Source organism: Mycobacterium sp. E3198 (assembly GCF_001667015.1).
Lineage (GTDB): Bacteria > Actinomycetota > Actinomycetes > Mycobacteriales > Mycobacteriaceae > Mycobacterium.
In genome coordinates, this window is sequence record NZ_LZIS01000264.1 from 1 (window position 1) to 759 (window position 759).

The window sequence follows — 759 nt, forward strand, 5'->3', positions numbered from 1 at the left end:
TCAGTGTCAGGGTGAGGTTGCCGCTTGTTGCGGTGGTTGGATCCTGATCACCTGGTGTCTGGCTCATAGGGTCGCTGCCGCCTTTGGGTTGGCGTTCATGCGTTTTGTCGGCACCAGGTGTGAAGGACCGGCCGGCGTGACTTGATAGGAGCGTGGCAACCGCCCCCACTGAGATGTGTCCGCCGACCGGCCCAACCGTCACCTCACAGTGAAGGAGGCAACCTCCATGGTTGTTGTTGGAGCCGATGTGCACAAGCGCTCGCACACGTTCGTCGCCGTTGACGAGGTAGGGCGCAAGCTTGGGGAGAAGACCGTCAAGGCGATCACCGCCGGTCATGGCGAGGCGGTGATGTGGGCGCGTGAACGCTTTGGCGCCGACGTGGTGTGGGCGATCGAGGATTGTCGGCATCTGTCGGCGCGGCTGGAGCGCGACTTGCTGACCGCCGGTCAGCAAGTGGTACGGGTTCCGCCGAAATTGATGGCCCAGGTCCGGGCGAGTGCGCGCACGCGGGGCAAGTCGGATCCGATCGATGCCTTGGCCGTGGCGCGGGCTTTTCTGCGTGAACCCGATCTGCCGGTGGCCTCTCATGACGAAGTTTCGCGTGAGTTGAAGTTGCTAGTCGATCGTCGGGAAGTCCTTGTGGCGCAACGCACTGCGACCATCAACCGGCTGTTGTGGCGGGTGCACGAGCTCGACCCCGAACGCGCGCCTAAGGCTCGTTCGCTGGATTCGGCCAAGCATCGTCGTAGTCTCGGTGA

Annotated in this window: 1 protein-coding gene; it reads left to right on the top strand. The window is 63.2% G+C overall.

Annotation, left to right across the window (positions count from 1 at the left end):
- Positions 1-226: 226 nt before the first annotated feature.
- The coding region (locus tag A5673_RS27025; RefSeq protein ID WP_156748665.1) for a transposase at positions 227-759 on the top strand (533 nt) is incomplete at its 3' end.